Source organism: Oceanobacillus locisalsi (assembly GCF_042675985.1).
Classification (GTDB): Bacteria; Bacillota; Bacilli; order Bacillales; family Amphibacillaceae; genus Oceanobacillus; species Oceanobacillus locisalsi.
The window spans coordinates 355,372-370,695 of sequence record NZ_JBHTKK010000001.1 but is presented as its reverse complement, the minus strand read 5'-3'; the positions used below and the strand labels follow the sequence as shown (position 1 = coordinate 370,695).

The window sequence follows — 15,324 nt, the reverse complement described above, 5'->3', positions numbered from 1 at the left end:
TCATAAATGCTAAACATAGCTTGTCCCGTTATGATATTTCTGCGCTCTTAAGATTCCAAATATCCATACATGCTGTGGCTGCTTCGATTCCTTCTGTATATAATGCGATCCCGTTGCTTGCAAGATCCGGATAAATTCGTGTGGAGAGCACTGCCTCACCATCATTTACGAACACTTCGACAGAGCAGGTATCGACAAATATATGAAATGTTACCTCGTCGTTTTTATGCAACAAACGGGCTTTATTAACCGCTTTGTGAGAAAGTTCGCCTGCATGTGTTGTATCGACGATGATTTCATTTGTTGCCAAGTCGTAGGAAACAGTTATCCGCTCTGAACCATCTGTGGATCGGCGTAAGTGTAAACCAGCTTTTCCATGATCTTTATGTTTAGGTAATGTCCATTTGCATGTTAATTCATAGCTATGCTGCAAAAGCTGATCGGTATAAAGCGGATATGTTTCATCTTCTGATAATATCTGTTTATCAAAGTGCGTATGCTTATCCCGAAGTGCAGTCAGCTCTGGAACCGGCTGAGAACGTACATAGCCATCCTTGCCAAGAGAGAGTTCGCGAGGAATTGTCATAGCTCCGGACCATTTGTCGGTCTTGGACGGAAATTCGGTGAAGGGAAAGTCCATCCAGGCGATAAGAATACGCCTCCCTTTCGCATCTTTAAAAGTCTGGGCAGCATAAAAATCGATTCCGTAGTCGATTTCGCGCTGTGATTCTGGAATGAAGATACCTTTGTCATAATCCATGCTGCCGACCATGACTGTACTTTTACCGCGATCTGTATTCATAGGAGAGGTAATCAAAACATACTTGTCTCCTAACGGGAATAAATCTGGACATTCCCACATATTGCCTTGTGTGCCATCACTTTTGGCAGCAATACCTGCATACTCCCAATCTATTAGATTGCTGGACTTATATAATGCTATGGCGCCAGCGCCACCTACAGCTGTTCCCACAACCATATACCAAAGTTCACCGTGTTTCCATACTTTTGGATCGCGGAATTCATCGCTTATTCCTTCCGGGCTTCCATTGATAATGGGATTTGCGGGATGTTTGGTAAAATGTATGCCGTCTGTCGATGTTGCAATAGCTTGTACTTCTTTTGGGTCATGTCCTTCTAAATGCCCCGTATAAAACAGTGTCATGATATCTCCGTTCATAACAGCTGATCCGGAGAAACAGCCCATTTCACTCTTTTTTTCGTCATATTCATAGGGTTCAGAAGGTGCTAAAGCAACCGGTTGATGTTTCCAGTGCACAAGATCAGTGCTTGTCGCATGTCCCCAATGCATGGGCCCCCAATCATAACTGTACGGATTAAATTGATAAAATAAATGGTATATGCCATTGTACTGGATAAGACCATTTGGATCATTTAACCAGCCTGTCGGGGCCATAAAATGATAGTGGAGCCGATAAGAAGCATCCTTCTGTGCATGTTTGGTATCTGTCACTGCCTGATTAGCGCGAGCAAGCTGTTCAGAGTGTGTTTTGTGTTGTGCCATATAGTAAGCCCTCGTTTCATTTTGGTTTTTGATTGGTACAGAAAAGATAGAAACGACTATGAAAATAATCGAGATGATGGTGCCAAAACAAAAAATGTCGTTCTAAAAACGGTATTATCGTATAGTTTACCAATTGCAGATGAAAAAGCAAAACCTCCTGCTGAATGAAGTTTCGTTTTGTGGTAATGTAGCAATATAATTATGTATTCATTTTTAGGTGAGTATGAAGAAAGAGGGATGTATTCATGCAAAAGAAAGTTTACTTGAATCATGATGGCGGTGTAGATGATTTAATCTCGCTGTTTTTATTACTGCAGATGGAAGATGTGGAATTGACCGGCGTCGGCGTTACTCCGGCAGATTGTTATTTGGAACCGGCTGTGTATGCAAGCCGTAAAATTATTGATCGTTTTGGAAAGGGACAGAATGTCGAAGTAGCGGCATCCAGTTCCCGCGGCAAAAACCCATTTCCAAAAGATTGGCGTATGCATGCATTCTTTGTAGATGCTTTACCGATACTAAATGAGTCCGGGAAGATAGAAGCCAAGCTTGCGGAAGCAGAAGCACACGAGCATTTGGTTCATGTGCTTCGTAAGAGTGAGGAGAAAGTGACGCTTGTGTTTGTTGGCCCGCTGACCGATTTAGCCAGAGCTTTGGAAATCGCTCCGGATATTGAGGAGAAAATTGACAAACTCGTCTGGATGGGCGGAACTTTCTTAGAAAACGGGAATGTAGAAGAACCGGAACATGATGGGACCGCAGAATGGAATGCTTTCTGGGATCCGGAAGCGGTGAAAAAAGTATGGGACAGTGCCATCGAGATTGACCTTATCGCTTTAGAAAGCACGAATATGGTTCCATTGACGCCAGATGTCAGAGATAGGTGGGCTGCTGAACGGAAAGATATCGGTATTGATTTCCTTGGTCAGTGCTATGCAATGGTGCCGCCGCTTGTTCATTTTCAAACCAATTCCACTTATTTCTTATGGGATGTTTTAACAACAGCAACGATTGGCAAACCCGATTTGGTAAAGAAAAAAGAAGTGAAAAGCATCGTTTATCCGAATGGCGCGAGTCAAGGGAAAACCGAGATCTCAGAAGATGGACGCCCTGTTCAGTTTGTGTATGAAGTGAAACGGGATGCGTTCTTTGATTATATTACAGGGTTAGCGAGACAGGAGAAATAAGATGAGAAGAGTTATTATTGATACCGATACAGCCGGGGACGATACAATTGCCCTTTTAACAGCCATGCACCATTTTAAAGTAGAAGGGGTAACGATTACCGGCGGGAATGTGGATTTTCATCAAGAGGTGGAAAATGCCCTGTATACGATTCAAGTCGCTCATCCGGAAGAGAAAGTTCCAGTTTATAAAGGTCTTGAGCGTCCGCTGCTTGTAACAGGACAGGAAAAACACCGGACAGTAGAAGACGTGCATGGCGATGATGGCATGGGCGGCGCGCATTTTCCAAAGGCGGAACAGCGCCCGGAAGAAGGACATGCAGTTGATTTTATTATTGAGAAAGTAAAAGAATATCCAGGAGAAGTGAGCTTATTAGCGATTGCGCCGTTGACGAATATTGCGATGGCAATCAAGAAGGATCCCTCTATTATCAAGGATATTCCGCATATTTATATCATGGGCGGGACGAATAATACATTAGGGAATATTACACCTGCAGCGGAGTATAATTTCTATGTGGATCCGGAAGCTGCAAAGCTCGTCCTGCATTCCGGCATTCCGATTACCATGGTTGGCTGGGATATGTGTATCGATTATTCTATCATGGATGATAACGACCATGCGGAAATTGCTGATTTGGAAACAGCAGGCTCTCAATTTTTTATAGATATTAATAAAGTTGTGATGCAATTTAATAAGTCTGTACATCGTCTGAATGGGACGACACATCCCGATACGCTGTTAGTAGCGATTGCGGCAGATGAGCGTATTATGACAGGGGCGCAGGATTATTATGTGGATGTGGAAACAAAAGGGGAGCTTACCAGAGGATATAGTCTGGTGGATATCAATAATCGCCTGGAGCAAGAGCCTAATGTCCGTGTTTGTGAAGCAGTGGATCGTGCGCGGTTTAAGAAGAATCTGTTAGATGTTTTAGGAGCTGTCAAATAAATAACAATGAAAAAGCCAAGTCTGTTTACAAGGACTTGGCTTTTCATCAAAAACAGCAGTTTTAATGAATAAATAAAAAGTAAATGAAGGCCCCAAGCAGGAAGCCAATAATAAACCGGATACCTCTTTTCATCATGATTCTCCTCACTCTGATGTACTGTCTTACTGTTATTGTACTAAAGAAGGCGGATGATGCAAGGATCGTAACGGTTTAGCAGAGTTTATCCCATTAAAATAGCAAAAGCACTATATACAAGCAAGAGACCCATTACCACATTAAAAGTCTTGTGATAGCGAGATAAGAAATTTTGAAGCACCGATCCGAATAGGCTCCAAGTAATCGAACTGCATATACCGATGAGACCGAGGAAAAGACAGAACAGAACATAGCTTATATAGGACTGATAATAAGGTAAAAGAAAGGTAGCCACAACTGTAATCCCATAGAGAATCGCCTTCGGATTAATGAATTGCATCAACGTGCCGATTACAAATAAATTTTTCTGCGCTTTTTCGGAAGATGCTTCGCCGCTTCCTGAACTGGTAAATGTTTTATAAGCCAGATAAAGCATATAAGAAACACCTGCGAATTTTAATGGCGTTTCAATAACAGGGAGAATTTCAATAAGGGCACGGTTGAAAAAGCTGCAAATTAAGGCAATGAGAAAGAAGCCTGCCCCTACGCCTATACAAAAAGAGAGAGTATTTCTAAACCCATAGCGGTTTGCAAAAGAGATAGCCATAAAATTATTTGGCCCGGGTGTAAAGCTGCTGACAAAAACAAAAGTAAGAAAAGGAAAAATAGGCATAGATGTATAACTCCTCCATAATCGATTCAGATTAAGGTTTATTATACATAGTTCAGATCAAAGAATACAACATGTATATTGCTTATTTTCTCAACTTTCGCACCTTAAAAAGTAGCTTCATTTCCAGTGAAACAGGAGTTGATCGTTCCTTTGTTAACTCCCTTGACAAAGAATAGAAGGTAAGGTGTCAAGCTACCGCTGCGACGGATCGTTGTATGTCGGAAAGCAGAGGGCTTGGCCGGAGCGGAAGCTATACACCATACCCTGTTCAAAAATAAAAGATGTTCTGTGTTTTCATGTGTCCGTTTCCTGATTTTTTTACTATTCTCTTTTGATGTATGTTATAATGCATATCAACACATAATTTTGCATGAAAATACATTTGTGATATAATAAATTTTTAGATTTAGGAGGCTTATCATCAAATGTCATTAGAAAAAAATTACGAATCAATCCAAAATGAACTGATTCATATCAGTAATCAATTATATGAAAACCCAGAGCTCGGAGATGAAGAATTTGAATCTATGAAGTTACTGGTTGCTTATTTAAAAAGCCATGATTTTGAAGTGGAAACAGGGGTTGTTGACCGTCCGACTGCTTTCCGCGCAGAATATACAAGCGGTAAACCCGGACCGACGATTGCTTATTTAGCAGAATATGATGCGCTTCCTGGAATCGGACATGGATGCGGTCATAATTTAATTGCTACATTTGCTGTCGGAGCAGGAGTTATCCTTCGTCAGCAGGCAGATGAAATCGGCGGCAAGGTGGTGGTTTTAGGTACACCTGCAGAAGAAACAAGCGGAGCAAAAGTACCGATGAGTGAACAGGGAACATTTGATGATATTGATGTTGCCATGATGGTGCACGGGGCGGATGTATCTTCCGAGAGCGGTCCGATGCTGGCGATGGATGCACTGCAGTTTGATTTTACAGGAAAAGCAGCACATGCAGCGGCTTCCCCAGAGCAAGGGATTAATGCGCTGGATGCGGTAATTCAATTATTTAACGGGATAAACGCGCTTCGTGAACATGTTCCGGATGATGTGCGGATACATGGTATTATCACAAAAGGAGGAGAAGCGGCGGGCATTGTCCCGGCTGAAGCTACTGCACAATTTTATATTCGTGCCAATGAACGGAAACTAGTGGACGGGCTTGGAGAAAAAGTGCGGAATATTGCAGAGGGGGCTTGCTTGATGACAGGGGCTTCTGTAGAAATTTCCAACTATGAGCTGAGCTACGATAATATGATTACAAACCAAAGTTTATCAGAAACCTTTACAAAGCATATGAAAGCTTATAGCTCCAATCCTGTTTATCCGGCTGTTCCGGCAACAGGGTCAGCAGATATGGGGAATGTCAGTCAGGTTGTTCCGTCGATTCATCCCTTTGCCGGATTAAATGAACCGGGACTTGTGTTCCATACGAAGGAATTTGCGGACAAAACGATCACGCCGGATGGGGAAGCGGCGATTCATGATGCTGTTCTAGCATTGGCACATACTGGATACGATATTATCGTCAACAAAGATTTACTACATGCGATTCAAGAAGAATTTGAAAATCGATAAGGGTGACGTCGGTTTATATCTCACTGGAACAGGTAGTTTATTTCTTTCTAAAAGCAGTAAACTGCCTGTTTTTTATTTATCAACTTAGAAAAAAGGAGCGCTTGCCATGAGTGAAAATGTAAGTACGGCGGGTGGAAATGCACAGAAACCGAAGAAAAAATGGGAATTCCCCCATGTTTTTGCGCTTATGTTTGGACTGATTATTATTACAGCAGTACTAACCTATTTTATTCCGGCTGGAGAATATGAGCGGGAAACAACCAATGTGAATGGTACAGAAAGAACCGTTGTTATTAATGATACATACCAAGAAGCAGAAGGAAGCCCTACTGGATTTTTTGAAGTCTTTCAGACCGTTCATAAAGGGATGACGCAAAGTGCAGATATTATTTTCTTTATTTTTATTGTCGGCGGAGCTTTTGGTATTTTAAATGCAACGAAAGCGATTGAAACAGGACTCGCCAATTTATCGATGAAGATGGCAGATAAAGAAATTTATCTGATTCCTGTTATTATGTCCCTGTTTGCATTGGGGGGCGGGACGTTCGGAATGTCAGAAGAAACGATTCCGTTTATTATGATTCTGGTTCCTTTAGCCATTAAATTAGGCTTTGATTCTTTAACCGGTGCTGCAATGGTAATCATCGGTTCTGGTGCAGGATTTACTGCATCCTTTATGAACCCATTTACAGTCGGGGTAGCGCAAGGAATTGCTGAACTTCCTACATTCTCGGGAATGGCTATCCGTCTTGTGATGTGGATTATCTTTGTCACAATCAATATTACGTTTGTAATGCTTTATGCGAGAAAAGTGAAGAAGAATCCGGAAAAGAGCTTGATGTACAAGATTGATAGTGATAGAAAACTAGATAATTTAAGCAGCCAGTATAATAAACTGACAGGGAGACAAAGCATTATTATTGGCTTATTAGTCGCTACAGTTATTATTTTGGCAGTCGGTGTCATTTATTTTGATTGGTTCATTTTGGAGATAGCTTCTCTCTTCTTAATCATGGGAGTGATTGCTGGTTTTGTTGGCAATCTGCGTGTGAATCAGATTGCAGAGTCCTTTATTGAAGGCTGTAAGGATTTGATTGTCGGAGCATTAGTTGTCGGATTCGCTTACGGGATTCTGGTTGTTTTAGAAGAAAGCAATACAATTGATACGATTTTATTCGCGGCATCGAATCTGGTAAGTCAGCTTCCTACAGCTTTTTCAGCGATTGGCATGTATGTGTTTCAGAGTATACTGAACTTTCTGGTGCCATCTGGAAGTGGACAGGCTGCTTTAACAATGCCGATTATGACACCATTATCTGACCTTACAGGAGTAAGCAGACAAACAGCAGTGCTGGCTTTCCAACTGGGGGATGGTATATCTAACTCCATTACACCTACAGCTGGGGTGCTTATGGCTTCGTTGGCAATTGCTAAAATTCCATGGACAACCTGGTTCCGCTGGGTTATTCCGTTGATTCTCCTGTCTTATCTTGTAGGCGGAATTATTCTTACCATCGTTCATATGTTCATTTGGATAGCATAAAAAAAGAAAGGTTATGTGCAGACAGAATAAAATGTCTGTACATAACCTTTTTTGAAGCATTAGGAAATAGAAGCTTCATAGATAGAATCGACAGCTTGTTTCAGCACTGCATCAAATTCTTCCTGAGACTGATGCACATTTAAATCCTGGCTCAGTGCTCTGGAGAAGCTGGCAATAAGTCCTTTGTTATCTTTCAATTTCGTATTGGCATCATCTGTGGAATAACCGCCGGATAGTGCAACAACACGAATTACGTTCGGGTGGTCAATTAATTCTCTATATAAATTATCTTGCGTTGGAATAGATAATTTCAGCATAACTAGTTGATCGGAGTTCAACTGATTTAAATGTTCCAGAATATTTGCTTTCAGAATTTCTTCACTATCTTCTTTAGAAGGACTGTTAATATCTACTTCCGGCTCAATAATTGGTACCAGTCCGGAAGCGATGATTTGTTTTCCGATTTCAAATTGCTGGTCTACCACTTTTTTAATGCCTTCTCTGTTGTCCTCATTTATAACAGAGCGCATTTTTGTGCCGAAAATATTGCGTTCATTAGCGCGGTCTAATGTTTCTTGTAAATCATCAATTGGTTTCATAAGTTGAACGCCGTCTGCTTCTTCTGCCAGTCCTTTGTCCACTTTTAAGAATGGAACGATTCCTTTGTCTTCTGCAAGGTAATCTCCTGTATATTTCCCTTCAATTTTCCGATCCATGGTTTGTTCAAAAAGAATAGCGCCAATAATTTGATCAGAGTTAAAGGAAGGTGACGTAATGATTCTTGTCCGCATTTCGTGGACTAAATCAAACATTTCTTCTTCACCATCATAAGTGTGTTCAGGGATACCATAAGCAGCTAAAGCTTTTGGTGTACTTCCGCCACTTTGATCCAGTGCTGCGATAAATCCTTGTCCATGTTTTACTTTTTCTAATTGATTTTCCTGCATCACTTTCACTCCTTTTTGTATTGAGCCGATATATCGGCTTGTGAAACTGTTTGAAGTAACTCCACCTTCTATTGTAGCACTAAATAATAATAGATTATAGTATTTTGCGTAGAGGAAAGATAGTTTTCATTCTATTCAATTATTAAAATAGGGATTATTATTTTGCTGATAAAGCATATCTTTACTTATTATCACGAGTAATATACAATTTATAGTAAATAAAAAATGCAATTTAAGCAATTTTTACATATTTTAGATATCTATAAATGTTCAGCAATAGTGCACAAGGCTTTTGGAATAAAAAATACTTTGAAGGTGAGGGGGTATTTATGAACATTACCTACCTGCTCTTTTTTCTCTGTATAGTCATTTGTACGCTGATAATAACTTATTGGGCGGCGAGACAAAGTAAAACAACGAATCAGTTTTATATTGCTTCCGGGAGTTTAACAGGCTTGCAAAACGGGATGGCGATTTCAGGGGATTATATTAGTGCAGCTTCCTTTTTAGGCATTGTCGGTACGATTGCAATCAATGGTTTTGATGGATTTTTATATGCTATTGGATTTTTAGTTTCTTATTTAATTGTCTTATTCTTTATTGCGGAGCCGGTACATCGTTTAGGGAGGTATTCATTAGGCGATGTGATTTGTGCACGTTTTCCAAGCTACAAAATGCGGGGAACGATGGCGGTAGGAGCTTTAATTATTTCTGTCTTTTATATGATTCCGCAATTGGTTGCTGCCGGGCTGTTAATTCGTTTACTGCTGAATATCAATTACTCTGCTTCGGTTTTAATTATCGGGATATTGATGACCATTTATGTTGTGTTTGGCGGGATGTTTGCAACAAGCTGGGTACAGATTGTCAAAACAGTGCTGCTTCTATCCGGTACATTTTTGCTTGCACTCATTGTACTTGCGCGGTTTAACTGGAGTGTTCCCAACCTCTTGGAACAGGTTACATTGCGGTCCCCCTTAGGCAATCAATTTTCATTTCCGGGGCATTTATTTAACAATCCTTTGGAAACGATTTCACTTCATCTTGCGTTAGTTTTAGGCACTGCGGGACTTCCGCATATTTTAATCCGTTTATTTACGGTACGGAATACTGTGGAAGTACGTAAATCCCTGCTAACAGCAAGCTGGATTATCGGTGCATTTTATTTGATTGCGCTTGTCTTAGGGTTAGGTACGGTTGCTTTGGTAGGGTTTGAGGAGCTGATGATGCTGGATCCGTTTGGAAATTTAGCTGCGCCATTATTAGCAGAGACGCTGGGAGGAGATTTCTTAATGGCTTTTATCGCAGCGATTGCGTTTACAACGATTGTTGCTGTTGTAGCTGGTTTGGTTATCTCTGCAACAACGGCTTTTTCTCATGATATTTATTTTCACCTTATTAAAAAAGAAAATGTTTCGGAAAAAAAACGTGTACGTGCAGCACGCTGGACAGCATTTTTCATTGGTCTGCTTTCTACCTTGTTTGCGCTTGGGTTACGGAATATGAATGTCACATTTCTGGTTTCTTTAACATTCATTGTAGCGGCATCCAGTAATCTGCCTGTGCTTTTATTTACCATTTACTGGCGACGGTTCAACCAAACCGGCGCTATCACCGGGATGCTGTCTGGTTTAATCGTGTCGCTGGTGCTTTTATTTTTGGGGCCGCATGTGATGAACCCGGATGGCGGATGGATTGCCGTCGATCCGCTGATCCCCCTTTATAATCCGGGGATTATTGCTATTCCTGCTGGATTTTTGGGTGCATATCTGGGGGCCGTGCTTTCACGGGATAAGGAAAGTGCTGTGTCGTTTTCTGCATTTTATCTGCAAGCACAAACAGGTGCCGGTATAAGGAGAGAGCGCCCGTGATGCATTTGACCATTGTTTTATTTGAACGTTTGGGTTTATTACTGGTGATTGCATTTGTTTTAACTCGCATTCCGGGTTTCCGGTCGTTGCTTTACCGTGAATTCCGTTTTAAAATGGCAGGGCTGCACGCATGCGTTTTTGGTTTGTTTGGCATTGCCGGGACATTAACAGGCGTTGTTATCGACAGTGATTTTACGGTGATCAATACCTTTGTCTGGCATGTGGAAGCAGATCAGATGGTGGTCAGTTCCAGTCTGGTTGCTATCGTCATTGCCGGGCTGTTAGGAGGGCCGGTTGTTGGCCTGGGAGCTGGAATTATTGCTGGTACGCATTTATTTTTTCTCGGCGGCATCGGTTTTCTGGCCAATAGTCTTGTTAATCCGCTGACTGGACTGCTTGCTGGGTTTACTGCTCGATTTTTTTCGCAGGAACGTGTTATATCACCGGTCAAAGCTCTTTTTATCGGTATATTTCCGCCTATTTTATTAATGCACTTATTACTTATTTTTGATTCGCAGGACAGAGCAATGATTGAGCTGGTTAATACGATTGGATTGCCTGTTGTATTGTCAAACAGTATTGCCATTGCTATTTTTACTGCCATGATAGCCATTGTGCTCAGGGAACAGGAAAATGAAGCGGCATTTGCAACAAGACAGGCTTTAACTATTGTGGAAGAAGCTTTGCCTTTTTTGAAAGAGGAAACATTTCAAAAGAAAGCGGAAGGAATCGCTGATTTGTTTTACGCCCGCTTGAAGTTGGCTGCGGTGACGGTGACAAATGAAAAAGAAGTGATGGCGCATAAGGGAATGGGGGGAGACCATCATCATATTGGAAATCCGTTAAGAACATCTCTTTCTCAGCGGGCGTTGACATCACAAAACATATTGGTCGCTTATTCAAAAACAGAGATTCAATGTACGCATAAAAATTGTCCGTTGGAATCGGTGATTATTATCCCGATGATAGAAGCGCAGCAAACTATCGGCCTGATTAAATTATATTTTCGTAAACCGCAGCATATTCGTCCGGTGGAGGTCATGCTGGCGGAAGGGCTTTTCCAATTAATTGCAAATCAATTAAAAACGATGAAAGCAGAACGGCTTGAACTGCATACCCGTGATGCAGAATTAAGTAATTTACAAGCTCAGATTAATCCGCATTTTTTATTTAATACGTTGCATATGATTGCTGCTTTGTTTCGGAAAGATCCTGAAAAAGCGAGAGATATCACGATACAATTAGCAAACTTTATGCGATTTAATCTCAAACTGGTATCTACTCATTTGGTTCCGTTAGAAAAGGAAACAGAACATGTCAAAGCATATATTGCGATTATTCAGACGCGCTTTACGGGCAGGATGCACATTCATTTTCTACAGCCGGAAGAAACTGCCCACTTGTTAATTCCGCCGTCAACGATTCAGCCGTTGGTGGAAAACAGTGTCAGACATGGGTTAGAGCATGTTTCAGAGGGAGGAAAAGTAGTAGTAGAGATGGAAAGGAAAGACGGGCGGGTTCTGATAAGCGTCCGGGATAATGGACAGGGATTTCCGGAATCTGTATTACAGCAGGCTGGAGAAGCAGTGTTGACGGAGAAGCAGCATGGCGGAACAGGTTTATATAATGTGAACCAGCGTTTAATGAATTTACTCGGTGAAGAGGCGCGTCTGCATGTGCAGAATTTATCTGCGGGCGGGAGTGAGGTTTATTTCAGTATTCCCTGCCATGAATAATAGAAAGGAAGGTTTTTCTGATGAAAATGCATATCATGATTGCGGAAGATGAGCAATTAGCACGGGAAGAATTAGTCTATTTATTGGAAAGGGAAAAAGACGTCAAACTTTTGCCCAGTGCAGAAACAGGGGATCAGTTGGTTGAACTGTATAAAGAACATGATCCAGATGTGATTTTTTTGGATGTGCATATGCCGGGCATACGCGGTGTAGCCGCTGCAAAGAAAATTATGGAACTTGCTTATATTAAACCGCCATTATTTATTTTTACAACGGCTTACGACGACTATGCGGTAGAAGCTTTTGAAATAGAAGCGGTGGATTATATGCTGAAGCCTTATGATACAGCCAGATTTCAAACAGCTATGCATCGCCTCCGCAAACGAATGCAGCAATCAGTCAGCAGTAAAGGAATGGATGCCAATCAACATATGGCTTCGTCTGCAAAACTTTTGGTTGATGATGAAGACCGAACGATTGTCTTATCTCCGGATGCCATCTATTATGCTGTTCCGCACAAACGGATGCTGGAAATTCATACCGAGGACAGGATAATTTATAGCAAAATGACACTGCAAGAGCTGGAAAAGAAATTGCAAGGACACGCTTTTTTCAGAACTCATCGCAGTTATCTGGTGAATTTAAATCATATCCAGGAGATTACGCCATGGTTTAACGGAGCAAGCAATATCACTTTAAAGGATGAAAAGCAGACTAAAATTCCCGTTAGCCGGACAGCCAGAAAGCATCTATTTGATTTATTTGGCAGCTAAGAAAGCGGATATCCATTCTTAGCTGCCAAAGTGTAATGAAGGTTTTTGCTTAAAACACGGCAACAATAATTGAGCTTGCGAAGGTGTCAACCGCTCATCCCGGGATGACAACCATTCATGCTTTCATTTGAACCGTTGAAGCAAATATCCATACGAGCATAAGCATCATCCTTTATAATGAAGAAAGCGTTTACAAAAAGGATAAAAAAAGGCGAGGGGGAATGCTGGTTTAAGATGACAAATGCAGCTGTTGAGGGTCAATTAGAAGGAAAAAATGGTCATTGAAAGAGAGAAGCTGATGAATGACTCAAAGGAGATGAAAGGTTTTCGGCACGCAGGGAAGAAGCTATTCATCATGTGCAGATGCAAGCGTGGGGCGTGCATCTAAGACTTGGAATCAGGGGGAACTTTTTCTACATGAAGAGCTGGCAGCCTGGAAACCTTTCGTTCCGATTTTCGAGGAGGATGCAGATGGGTGCAGAAAAAGAATATAAGCAGGACCCTGCAAAAGAAGTTGATTATGTACAAGTAACCGAAAGCGCGTCTTTTAAAAAATTGATGCACGATCGAAAAAAATTTATTATCCCTTTAACAATCTTTTTCCTGGTATTTTATTTCTTACTTCCAATTTTAACGTCTTATACAACTTTTTTAAACACACCGGCAATTGGTGATATTTCCTGGGTTTGGCTGTTTGCTTTAGCGCAGTTCGTCATGACGTGGGTTCTGTGCACTGTTTACGTCAAGAAAGCAGCTACCTTTGATAAGCAGGCAAATGAAATTATACGAGAGATAGAAAAAGGAGGAGAGGAACAATGAGTGCAACGGTTATAATCCTTTTTCTTGCTATTGTTCTGCTGACACTGGTTATCACATTTTTTGCTGCAAGAAAAACACAAACGGCCGGAGATTTTTATACTGCCGGCGGAGGACTTACCGGAATGCAAAATGGTTTGGCTATTGCGGGCGATTATTTATCAGCCGCATCTTTTTTAGGAATTGCCGGAGCGATTGCATTATACGGTTTTGATGGATTTTTCTACAGTATTGGTTTCTTAATTGCGTATTTAGTAGTGCTCTTCCTGGTTGCAGAGCCATTGCGTAATCTTGGGAAATATACCTTGGCAGACATGATTAATTCCCGTTTTGATGCAAAGAAAGTTCGGGGAGCAGCAGCACTGAATACCATTACAATCAGTACGTTTTATATGATTGCACAGCTCGTAGGTGCTGGCGCTTTAATACAGCTCCTTTTTGGTATTGATTATTGGATAGCTGTTCTGATTGTTGGTGTCATGATGACGATTTACGTATTATTTGGCGGTATGATTGCGACGAGCTGGGTGCAAATTGTCAAAGCTGTTCTGTTGATGGCTGGAATGGTCGTCATGGCGTTTCTAGTTTTATTAAAATTTAATTTTAATATTGGACAGATGTTTACTGACGTAAAGTCTGTGACAGCGCATGGGGAAGCGTATTTAATGCCTGGTTTGCAATATACTGAGCCGCTCAGCACCATCTCGCTTATGCTGGCATTAGTATTGGGGACGGCGGGATTGCCTCATATTCTCATGCGGTTCTTTACCGTTCGTGACGCTCCGACGGCAAGAAGTTCCGTGGTTATTGCCACATGGGTTATCGGTATTTTCTATGTACTGACATTATTCTTAGGTTTTGGTGCAGCAGCCTTTGTCGGGTTTGAAAATATTTTAGCAGCAAATCCGGGAGGCAATATGGCAGCTCCTTTACTGGCGCAAGTCATAGGCGGCGACATTCTGTTTGCTTTTATATCAGCAGTTGCTTTTGCGACGATTTTAGCCGTCGTGGCAGGACTAGTGCTTTCTGGAGCCTCCGCTTTTGCCCATGATTTATACGGACAGATTATTAGAAAAGGGAAGACGACAGAAAAAGAGCAAGTGTTAGCTGCACGTTATGCTTCTTTGGCTGTATCTGTTCTGTCCATTGTTTTAGCTTTATTTGCGCAATATTTAAATGTTGCGTTCCTTGTTTCATTAGCCTTCTGTATTGCGGCAAGCGCCAATTTACCGGTTATTCTTTACACCATCTATTGGAAAAGATTCAATACAGCAGGGGCTGTGACAGCTATGCTGACTGGTTTACTCTCCGCATTAATTTTAGTGTCGCTCAGCCCGAGTGTATTCTCTCCGGTTGAGGGAGCGGCATTATTTGTAGGAGAGCCAATCTTCCCGCTGACAAACCCGGCGCTTGTTTCGGTTCCGCTTGGTTTCCTGGGAGGATTTTTAGGTACGATGCTATCGAAGGAAACGGATAGGAGACGTTATGCAGAAGTGAAGGTAAAGGCGAATACAGGGTATAAGAGCAGTGGAGTGAGTCATTAAAGAGGGTGAAAAAGAAGCTGTTGCATAATCCGTGAATGGGTTATGCA

12 protein-coding genes are annotated in these 15,324 nt (G+C 41.5%); 9 read left to right on the top strand and 3 right to left on the bottom strand.

Annotation, left to right across the window (positions count from 1 at the left end; all coding sequences use genetic code 11):
• Positions 1-28: 28 nt before the first annotated feature.
• Positions 29-1,525 (bottom strand): glycoside hydrolase family 32 protein, encoded by a 1,497-nt coding sequence (locus tag ACFQ19_RS01630; protein ID WP_379590175.1) that lies wholly within the window; start codon positions 1,523-1,525, stop codon positions 29-31.
• A 245-nt stretch (positions 1,526-1,770) separates the two neighbouring features.
• On the opposite strand from ACFQ19_RS01630, the gene ACFQ19_RS01625 reads away from it, so the two are divergent.
• On the top strand, positions 1,771-2,712 hold the full coding sequence (locus ACFQ19_RS01625) for a nucleoside hydrolase (RefSeq protein ID WP_379590174.1): 942 nt from the start codon (positions 1,771-1,773) through the stop codon (positions 2,710-2,712).
• 1 nt (position 2,713) lies between these two features.
• On the top strand, positions 2,714-3,661 hold the full coding sequence (locus ACFQ19_RS01620; protein WP_379590173.1) for a nucleoside hydrolase: 948 nt from the start codon (positions 2,714-2,716) through the stop codon (positions 3,659-3,661).
• Between the two features lie 221 nt (positions 3,662-3,882).
• Here the strand turns inward: ACFQ19_RS01620 and ACFQ19_RS01615 are convergent, their stop codons facing one another.
• Positions 3,883-4,470 carry a LysE family translocator gene (locus ACFQ19_RS01615; protein ID WP_379590172.1) on the bottom strand — a complete coding sequence of 196 codons (588 nt, stop codon included), beginning with the start codon at positions 4,468-4,470 and terminating at the stop codon, positions 3,883-3,885.
• A gap of 425 nt (positions 4,471-4,895) precedes the next feature.
• Between ACFQ19_RS01615 and ACFQ19_RS01610 the strand changes: the two genes are divergently transcribed.
• Together ACFQ19_RS01610 and ACFQ19_RS01605 are read left to right on the top strand one after the other, a co-directional pair.
• Positions 4,896-6,047, top strand: coding sequence for a M20 family metallopeptidase (locus ACFQ19_RS01610; protein WP_379590171.1), 1,152 nt, complete (start codon positions 4,896-4,898; stop codon positions 6,045-6,047).
• Between the two features lie 106 nt (positions 6,048-6,153).
• Positions 6,154-7,590 (top strand): YfcC family protein, encoded by a 1,437-nt coding sequence (locus ACFQ19_RS01605; RefSeq protein WP_379590170.1) that lies wholly within the window; start codon positions 6,154-6,156, stop codon positions 7,588-7,590.
• Positions 7,591-7,649: 59 nt separating this feature from the next.
• Here the strand turns inward: ACFQ19_RS01605 and ACFQ19_RS01600 are convergent, their stop codons facing one another.
• Positions 7,650-8,537 (bottom strand): fructose bisphosphate aldolase, encoded by an 888-nt coding sequence (locus ACFQ19_RS01600; protein WP_379590169.1) that lies wholly within the window; start codon positions 8,535-8,537, stop codon positions 7,650-7,652.
• Between the two features lie 329 nt (positions 8,538-8,866).
• Between ACFQ19_RS01600 and ACFQ19_RS01595 the strand changes: the two genes are divergently transcribed.
• The 5 genes from ACFQ19_RS01595 (at position 8,867) to ACFQ19_RS01575 (ending at position 15,277) form a co-directional block, all read left to right on the top strand.
• On the top strand, positions 8,867-10,408 hold the full coding sequence (locus ACFQ19_RS01595) for a solute symporter family protein (RefSeq protein WP_379590168.1): 1,542 nt from the start codon (positions 8,867-8,869) through the stop codon (positions 10,406-10,408).
• A complete protein-coding gene (locus ACFQ19_RS01590) occupies positions 10,408-12,144 on the top strand; it encodes a LytS/YhcK type 5TM receptor domain-containing protein (protein WP_379590308.1) in 1,737 nt (578 codons plus the stop codon). Before ACFQ19_RS01595 ends, ACFQ19_RS01590 begins: the two co-directional genes overlap by 1 nt.
• A 20-nt stretch (positions 12,145-12,164) precedes the next feature.
• Positions 12,165-12,917, top strand: coding sequence for a LytR/AlgR family response regulator transcription factor (locus tag ACFQ19_RS01585; protein ID WP_379590167.1), 753 nt, complete (start codon positions 12,165-12,167; stop codon positions 12,915-12,917).
• A 471-nt stretch (positions 12,918-13,388) separates the two neighbouring features.
• Entirely contained in the window at positions 13,389-13,736 is a 348-nt protein-coding gene (locus tag ACFQ19_RS01580; protein ID WP_379590166.1) for a DUF485 domain-containing protein, read from the top strand.
• Positions 13,733-15,277 carry a solute symporter family protein gene (locus ACFQ19_RS01575; RefSeq protein WP_379590165.1) on the top strand — a complete coding sequence of 515 codons (1,545 nt, stop codon included), beginning with the start codon at positions 13,733-13,735 and terminating at the stop codon, positions 15,275-15,277. Before ACFQ19_RS01580 ends, ACFQ19_RS01575 begins: the two co-directional genes overlap by 4 nt.
• Positions 15,278-15,324 lie beyond the last annotated feature (47 nt).

Coding starts and splice junctions, on each gene's coding strand:
- ACFQ19_RS01630 (WP_379590175.1), bottom strand. CDS start 1,525: ATGGCACAACACAAAACACACTCTGAACAGCTTGCTCGCGCTAATCAG.
- ACFQ19_RS01615 (WP_379590172.1), bottom strand. CDS start 4,470: ATGCCTATTTTTCCTTTTCTTACTTTTGTTTTTGTCAGCAGCTTTACA.
- ACFQ19_RS01580 (WP_379590166.1), top strand. CDS start 13,389: ATGGGTGCAGAAAAAGAATATAAGCAGGACCCTGCAAAAGAAGTTGAT.
- ACFQ19_RS01600 (WP_379590169.1), bottom strand. CDS start 8,537: ATGCAGGAAAATCAATTAGAAAAAGTAAAACATGGACAAGGATTTATC.
- ACFQ19_RS01610 (WP_379590171.1), top strand. CDS start 4,896: ATGTCATTAGAAAAAAATTACGAATCAATCCAAAATGAACTGATTCAT.
- ACFQ19_RS01605 (WP_379590170.1), top strand. CDS start 6,154: ATGAGTGAAAATGTAAGTACGGCGGGTGGAAATGCACAGAAACCGAAG.
- ACFQ19_RS01620 (WP_379590173.1), top strand. CDS start 2,714: ATGAGAAGAGTTATTATTGATACCGATACAGCCGGGGACGATACAATT.
- ACFQ19_RS01595 (WP_379590168.1), top strand. CDS start 8,867: ATGAACATTACCTACCTGCTCTTTTTTCTCTGTATAGTCATTTGTACG.
- ACFQ19_RS01575 (WP_379590165.1), top strand. CDS start 13,733: ATGAGTGCAACGGTTATAATCCTTTTTCTTGCTATTGTTCTGCTGACA.
- ACFQ19_RS01590 (WP_379590308.1), top strand. CDS start 10,408: ATGCATTTGACCATTGTTTTATTTGAACGTTTGGGTTTATTACTGGTG.
- ACFQ19_RS01625 (WP_379590174.1), top strand. CDS start 1,771: ATGCAAAAGAAAGTTTACTTGAATCATGATGGCGGTGTAGATGATTTA.
- ACFQ19_RS01585 (WP_379590167.1), top strand. CDS start 12,165: ATGAAAATGCATATCATGATTGCGGAAGATGAGCAATTAGCACGGGAA.